The sequence below is a fragment of the Archangium sp. genome, assembly GCF_036389735.1.
Taxonomy (GTDB): Bacteria; Myxococcota; Myxococcia; order Myxococcales; family Myxococcaceae; genus Archangium.
The window spans coordinates 1-7,584 of sequence record NZ_DASVWK010000503.1 but is presented as its reverse complement, the minus strand read 5'-3'; the positions used below and the strand labels follow the sequence as shown (position 1 = coordinate 7,584).

General features: G+C 68.2%; 7 protein-coding genes. 1 reads left to right on the top strand and 6 read right to left on the bottom strand.

The features are described from left to right. From VF794_RS17660 to rimP, 6 genes are all read right to left on the bottom strand, one after another. Positions 1-167 (bottom strand): ribosome-binding factor A (locus tag VF794_RS17660; RefSeq protein WP_331111908.1); only part of this gene is annotated, 167 nt, incomplete at its 3' end. After that, positions 164-784, bottom strand: a complete 621-nt coding sequence (locus VF794_RS17655) for a DUF503 domain-containing protein (RefSeq protein WP_331111904.1) — start codon at positions 782-784, stop codon at positions 164-166. The genes VF794_RS17660 and VF794_RS17655, both read right to left, overlap by 4 nt. Before the next feature lie 88 nt (positions 785-872). Then, positions 873-4,073, bottom strand: coding sequence for a translation initiation factor IF-2 (infB, locus tag VF794_RS17650; RefSeq protein ID WP_331111902.1), 3,201 nt, complete (start codon positions 4,071-4,073; stop codon positions 873-875). 95 nt (positions 4,074-4,168) lie between these two features. Further along, positions 4,169-4,486, bottom strand: a complete 318-nt coding sequence (locus VF794_RS17645) for a DUF448 domain-containing protein (RefSeq protein ID WP_331111900.1) — start codon at positions 4,484-4,486, stop codon at positions 4,169-4,171. Between the two features lie 39 nt (positions 4,487-4,525). After that, the gene (nusA, locus tag VF794_RS17640) at positions 4,526-6,208 is read right to left on the bottom strand and encodes a transcription termination factor NusA (RefSeq protein WP_331111906.1); all 1,683 of its coding nucleotides are present in this window, start codon (positions 6,206-6,208) and stop codon (positions 4,526-4,528) included. A gap of 60 nt (positions 6,209-6,268) precedes the next feature. Next, complete coding sequence (gene rimP, locus VF794_RS17635; protein WP_331111898.1) at positions 6,269-6,751, bottom strand: ribosome maturation factor RimP; 483 nt, start codon at positions 6,749-6,751, stop codon at positions 6,269-6,271. A 213-nt stretch (positions 6,752-6,964) separates the two neighbouring features. On the opposite strand from rimP, the gene VF794_RS17630 reads away from it, so the two are divergent. After that, a partial coding sequence (locus VF794_RS17630; RefSeq protein WP_331111896.1) for a carbon-nitrogen hydrolase family protein occupies positions 6,965-7,584 on the top strand: 620 nt, incomplete at its 3' end.

Here is a 7,584-nt window from a genome sequence, read left to right as displayed (position 1 = left end):
ATCATCGAGTAGTAGACGCGCGCCGTCTTGAGATCCGGCGACACCTTCACGCCGGTGATGGTGATGTAACCGATGCGCGGATCCTTCAGCTCACCCCGGGTAAGGATGTTGGCGATGGCCGCCTGAATCTCCTGCCCCACGCGCTCCGGTCGATTGCTGGTGCTCATTTCTTCTCCCAATCCCTCGGGTTGCGCAGGCTACGGGCACGGGCACGGGCATCGTCCAGGGACTCCGGCTCCGACGGCGGGCCCGCGGGGCGAGCCGCCTTCGAGGCTGGCCGCCCGCTCTCCTTCTCCTGCCCCTGGTGCCGTCGCTCCCAATCCACCATCCCCTCGGCCTCGGCCATGGAACGATCTCCCCGGTTCATCCCGGCGATGAGATCCTCCACATCCGCTTCCGGGCCCGCCTCCTCGTCCTCCCCTTCGCCTTCCTCGTACTCCTCTGACTCCTCGACCTGCTCCGCCGGCAGGGGCCGACCGGGGCTGTAGAGCGTCTCCCCGAAGCCCATGATCTCCGTCTGACGGGAGATGAGCGGTGCTACGTACATCTCCTCCACGAAGTGGATGATCTTCTCCATCTGCTCGTCGACATGGCGGCGCTCATTGCCCACCACGGCCATCGCGAGCGTGGCCTTCTGCCAGAGATCCTGATCATCCACTTCCGCGACGGCCACGTTGAACCGGGCTTTCACCCGGTCCGTTATCCGGCGGAGCACCTGCCGTTTGGCCTTGAGGGAGCCACTCTCCGGAATCTGAAGGGTCAGACGTGCGACACAGACGAACATGACACTGGGCCCTTTACCCCGGTGACCACGCCTGCACGGCGGGCCACCGGGTGCGTTCCGGTGGTGGAAGACAGCGGCCGGAGCGGGACTAGCTCAAGCTCGGCCGCGTCTCCTCGATCTCGTAGGCCTCGATGATGTCGCCCGGCTTGAGATCGTTGTAGTTCTCGATGCCGATACCGCACTCGAAGCCCTGGGAGACTTCCTTCACGTCGTCCTTGAAGCGGCGGAGCGAGGCCATGCGGCCGGAGAACAGCTGCTTGCTGTCGCGCAGCAGGCGGACGAAGGCACCACGCTTCATCACACCGTCGAGAACCGCCGCACCGGCGATGGTCCCCAGCTTCGGTACGTTGAAGGTGTTGCGCACCTCGGCACGACCCAGCTTGCGCTCGGTGCGGATGGGCTCCAGGAGGTCTTCCATGGCCTTCCGCACGCCGTCGATGAGCTCGTAGATGATGCCGTACGTCTGCAGCGTCACCTCTTGAGCCTTCGCGGCGGCCTCGGTACCGGACTCCGGCTTGACGTTGAAGCCCAGCACCAGACCCTTGGAGGCGGCCGCGCGCATCACGTCGCCCTCGGTCATGGCGCCCACGCCCGCGTGGATGATCTCCACCCGGACCTTGTGCGTGGACAGCTTCTGCACCGCTTCCTTGACGGCCTCGGCCGAGCCCTGCACGTCCGCCTTGATGACGAGCCGCAGCTCCTTGGGCCCACCGCCCGCCTTGGTCTTGGCGAACAGCTGCTCGAGCGTCTCGCGGGTGTCGGGCTTGCCGAGCTCCGCCTCGCGGCCCTTCATGGCGCGGTGGGTGGCGATCTCCTTCGCCGCCTTCTCGTCGGCCACGGCGTTGAGGGTGTCACCCGCCGTGGGCACACCGGACAGACCGATGACCTCGGCGGAGTAGCCCGGGAGCACTTCCTTCACGGCCTCGCCACGGCTGTTGTTCATGGCGCGGACGCGACCGAAGTGGGTGCCGGTGACGACGGCATCGCCCACGCGGAGCGTGCCCTCCTGCACCAGCACGGTGGCCACGGGACCGCGGCCCTTCTCCAGCTTGGCCTCGATGATGGCACCCACCGCCGGACGGGTCGGGTTGGACGTGAGCTCGAGCACCTCGGCCTGGAGCGCGAGGTTCTCCAGCAGCAGGTCGATGCCCATCTTCTGCTTGGCGGACACGGGCACCATGATGGTCTCACCACCCCACTCCTCGGGGGTGAGCTCGTAGTTGGCCAGGTCCTTCTTCACGCGGTCCGGGTTGGCGCCGGGCACGTCCATCTTGTTGATGGCGACGACGATGGGCACCTCGGCGGCCTTGGCCTGCTTGATGGACTCCACCGTCTGCGGCATCACGCTGTCGTCGGCGGCGACCACCAGCACCACGATGTCCGTCACGTTGGCGCCGCGGGCGCGCATGGACGTGAAGGCCTCGTGGCCCGGGGTGTCCAGGAAGGTGATGTCACCGCGCGACGTCTTCACCGAGTAGGCGCCGATGTGCTGGGTGATACCACCGGCCTCGCCGGACGCCACGTTGGCGGCGCGGATGGCGTCGAGCAGGCTCGTCTTGCCGTGGTCGACGTGGCCCATGACGGTGACGACCGGCGGACGCGGACGCTCGTCCTCGGGACGCGCCTCCACCTCGGGCAGGAAGTCCTCGACCTCGAAGCCGGCCTTCTCCACGCGCCAGCCGTAGTCGGTGGCGAGCAGCTCGGTGGTCTCCGAGTCGATGACCTGGTTGGCCGTGGCCATCTTGCCCAGGCCCATCAGCTTCTTGATGAGTTCGGCGGTGCGCACACCCATGCGCTGGCCCAGGTCGGACACCGCGATGCCCTCCTGGATCTTGATGACCTTCTTCTCCTCGGCCATCTGGGTGATCTGGGTCTTCGCGCCCTTCTTGGTGGGCTTCTTCTTCTTGCCGCGGATCGGGATGGTGACGCGACCCCACACCAGATCCGAGATCTCCTGCTTGGAAGGACCGCCCTCGGAGCCGCCGCCGCGCTTGCCGCGGCCACCGGCCTTCTCCTTGTCCTTGCCCTTGGAGACGTCGACGAGTTCGCGGCCACGACCCAGGTGATCCGGGACGACCTTGAACTCACGCACCTCACCGATGGCCTTCTTGCCCGGGGCCATGGGGTACTGCCGGGCCTGACCCGTGGTGGGCGTTACCCGGCGCACCTGGATGAGCGGGCGCGAGATGACGACGGCCTGGGTGGCGGTGGGACGCATATTGCGGCCATCCTGCGCCACCGGCTGGTGCGGGATGCCACCAACCATGGTGGTGCCCGGCGCACCGGGCTGACCCGGCACTCCAGGAGAAGCGGAGCCTTGAGCGGACATGCCGGGGCCCGAAGGACGCACCGGGCCCGAGGACGGACCACCCGGACGGCTCTGGGTGGGGGGGCCACTGCGCTGGTACTGGCTGGGAGCTCCACGACCGCCCTGCTGGCCGGGACCACCCGGACGACCACCCTGGCTGGGGCCACCGCGGTTGTACTGACCGGGACCACCCGGACGCCCCTGCTGACCGGGACCACCCGGACCACCTGGACGGCTGGAACCCGACATGCCGGGCGCACCCGAGGACGGTGCCCGATTGGCACCAGAAGAGGGATGCGAGGGCGTCCGGACAGACGGAGGAACCGCCGAAGGCGGGCGGGTAGACAAGCTGGGAGACTCCTTGAAAGAGGACGGCGACTGCGCGCCGGGGCGCGAAGGCCCCGGGGCAGGAGGAAAGGTGGCACGCGGCGCCTCGACGGGCGGCTGCGGTGCGGCGGGGCGCGGGGGCTCCACGGGGGTGGCCGGCTGGGCGGCACGCGGCGCCTCGGCGGCAACGGGCTGGGCCGGGGCAGCGGGCGCCTCAACGGCGGCAGCGGGCTTGGCCGGAGCGGCGGGTGCCTCCTCGGCTACCGGCTGAGCAGCGGCACGCGGCGCCTCGACGGCGGCGGCGGGCTGGGCCGGAGCGGCGGGTGCCTCCTCGGCGGCCTGGGGAGCCTCGGCGTAGTGCGCCGGAGCCTCCTGCTGGTCCGGAGTATCGGCGGAAGCGGAGCCGGGGGCCGTCGGCGCCTTGCGGCGCACCACGAAGCCCTTCGCCGTCACCGGCGGCGCGGCCTGCTTCGGCTTGCGCTTGTCCAGGATCTTCTGCACCGCGGCAGTGGCCTGGTCGTCCTCGAGCGAGGACGAGTGGCTCTTGACGTCGTAGCCGAGCCCGACGAGCTCGGTCACGACCTCTTTATTGTCGAGCTCGACCCCGTGGTCCTTGAGCTCCTTGGCGATTTCGTGAACGCGCTTCTTCGACATACTTTGCTTGGCCTTTTGCTCCGCCGGCTACCGGGCGCAGCACCCTAATCCAAAAATGTGTGCGAGTGGTGCTAACACCCACTCCCGCCGGCCGCTCAAACGCGGACCGGTCCCGACTCCAACGCCTGGCTGAGCACTGACGGGTCAACCGGACCCGCCTTCCCCCGGAAGACCCTGCCAAAGGCCTTCCGCTTCACCGCCGCCGCCAGACAACCGACCCCACAAAGGTAGGCGCCCCGACCCGGGATACGCCTCTCCCTGTCCACCACCACGCCGCCCCCCGGGCCCACCGCCAACCGGGTGAGCTCGCCCTGGACCCGCTTGGCGCCGCAACCGATGCAGCTTCGCACCGGTCCGGCGTTTTCCAGGAGAACTTCTTTTCTACTATTACCGGAACGGGCCTTCAGTCGCATCCCTCCTGCCATCCAAGCGAGCGGATACTATACCCGAACCTAGGCACCCGCCGGCTCGGCCGCCGGGGAAGCGGACGCGCGCTCGGCATTGAGCTCGACCCGGAGCTTGGCCTCTTCCACCAGGTAGTTCTCCGCCGCGCTCTTGAGCTGGCGGGCCTTCTTGATGCCGACCCCCGGCACGTCACCCAGCTTGGCCAGGTCCTTCTCGTTGGCGATGTCCTCCACCGTGCGGTAGCCGGAGACGACCAGCTGCTCGATGGTCTTCTCGCCCATGCCGCGGACGCGCGCCATGCGCTCCGTCTGGTTGAGCTCGTCCGGATGACGACGCGCCTCGGCCTGGCGGGCCTGCTCGCGCTCGCGCTCCATGCGCGACAGCTCCGTCGCGTCGAGCGACATCTGCTTGCGGGCCTCCTCCTGCATGGCGGGAATGCGCGAAGGATCCACTCCCGGAATCTGCGCCAGCATCTCCGGATTGGCCTCGGCGATGTCCTTGGCCTGACGGAAGCCGTGGGCATACAGCGTCTCCACCAGCATCTCGTTGACCCCCGGGAGGGCGCCCAGCGAGCGGTTGGCGAACTCGCGCATCTCGCGCACCCGGCTCTCGCTGTTGATGTCCAGCTTCCAACCGGTGAGCTGCGCCGCCAGACGCACGTTCTGACCACGACGGCCGATGGCCAGCGACAGCTGGTCATCCGGCACGATGAGTTCCATGGCGTGGTTGGCCTCGTCGATGATGACGCGGCTCACCTCGGCGGGGGCCAGCGCGGAGCACACGAAACGCGCCGGATCCTCGTCGAAGGGGACGATGTCGATCTTCTCGCCGCGCAGCTCCTGCACCACGGCCTGCACGCGGCTGCCCTTCATGCCCACGCACGCGCCCACCGGATCCACGTCCGAGTCCCGGCTGGACACGGCGATCTTCGCGCGTCCGCCCGGCTCGCGCGCCGCGGCCTCGATGACGACGATGCCCTCGGCGATCTCGGGCACCTCCATCTCGAAGAGCTTGGTGAGCAGGTTGACCGAGGCACGGCTGAGGACGATCTGCGGGCCCTTGGACTCGCGCAACACGTCCAGCACGTAGGCCTGGACGCGGTCGCCGGCGCGGTACGTCTCGCGGGGCACCTGCTCGCGCACGGGCAGCACCGCCTCGGCGCGGCCGAGGTCCACGATGATGTTGCCGCGCTCGAAACGCCGGGCGATGCCGGTGACGATCTCGTTGCGCCGGTCCTTGTACTCGTTGAAGACGTTCTCGCGCTCGGCATCGCGGGTGCGCTGCAGGATGACCTGCTTGGCCGTCTGGGCCGCGATGCGGCCGAAGCCGCGGCGGAACGTCTTCAGCCGGAGGATGTCCCCGTACTGATCGTCCTGCGCCTTGGCCTCGGCGGCGTCCTCGTCACGGTAGAAGATCTGGAACACGAGCTCGTCGCCCGGCTCCACTTCCATGCCCTTCTTGTGGGCCTCGTCGAGGGGAATCTGGTTCACCGCCTGGATGGGATCGGTGATGGTCTCCACCACGGTGATGGCCTGGAAGAGCTCCACCACGCCCTTCTCCGGGTCGTACTTCGCCTCGAGGTTGCGCTCCTGGCCAAAGTGCTTCTTGGCCGCGGTCGTCATCGCATCCTCGAGCGTGGTGATGAGCACGCTCCGCTCGATGCCCTTGTCCTTGGCCACCTGATCCAGGACGAGGTTGAGGTTGATGTTGGGATTGGCTGGCGTGGGCATCATCTTCTCCAAAGGTTCCACGGGCGCGCCCGCTCGAGAGCGCACCCTGTATGTGGACTGCTAGAACTCGAACTCCAGATTGGCCTTGGCGATGTCCTTGAAGGAGATGCGGAAGCTGCCCGCCCCTTCCACGTCCACGGAGATGGCGTCGGCCGCCACCTCGGTGAGCGTTCCGGTGAAGTTCTTGCGCGGCGGCTCCCCGATGGGTCCGAAGGTCTTCACCTTGACCTTCTGTCCCTTCACCCGCTCGAAATGCACGGGCTTCCTCAGGGGCCGGTTCACGCCCGGGCTGGACACTTCCAGGTTGTACTCGTGGGGGACGATGTCCTCCACGTCCAGCACCGTGTCGACCGCGCGAGACACCTGCGAGCACTCGTCCAGACCCACTCGCCCGCCCGGCTTGTCGATGAACAGGCGCAGGATCCAGCCCTCGCGCTCGCGGATGAACTCCACCTCGAGGAGCTCCAGCCCCTCGCCCGCAACGATGGGCTCGAGCATCTCCTGTGCCCTGGCCTCCACCGTTTGCTTGATGTTCTCCGCCATAGCCGCTTGAAAACTCCGGACTCCAAAAACGCGAAAAGCGGGCTCGACGGCCCACTTTTCGAGGAACTGCGTCGAAAAATGTAGGCGGCGTCCCTAGCACACGCCACCTCGGGGTGTAAAGGATGACGCACCCCTTGTCCTGCCATCCAACAGTCCTCCCGGGGGTAGGGATTCCCGGGGTTTCCGCGAACGCGGTCCGGTTATAACGCCCCCATGCACCTCATCGCCGCCGCCCAGATGGTGTCCACCGCGGACAAGGCCCACAACCTCGACTCGGCCACCCGGCTCGTGAGGCGGGCCGCCGACCTGGGGGTCCGCCTCGTGGGGCTCCCCGAGAACTTCAGCTGGATGGGACCGGAGTCGGAACGCTCGGGCGCCGCGGAGACGCTCGACGGGCCCACGCTCTCGCGCATGGCGGAGTTGGCACGCGAGCGGCGCATCACCCTCCTGGCCGGCTCCATCCTGGAGCAGGGCGCCCCCGGCGGTCGCCTCTACAACACCACCGTCCTCTTCGGACCAGACGGCGCGCGGCTGGCCGTGTACCGGAAGATGCACCTCTTCGACGTGGACGTGGGCGACGGCACGCCCTACCGCGAGTCCGAGGCGGTGGCCCCGGGCGCCGAGGTGGTGGCGGCCAACACGGAGGTGGGCCGGCTCGGCCTCTCCATCTGTTACGACCTGCGCTTCCCCGAGCTGTACCGACGCCTGGCGAAGGAGGGCGCCACGCTGCTCGCCGTGCCAGCGGCCTTCACCCTGATGACGGGCAAGGACCACTGGGAGGTGCTGCTGCGCGCGCGCGCCATCGAGAACCAGTGCTACCTCTTCGCCCCGGC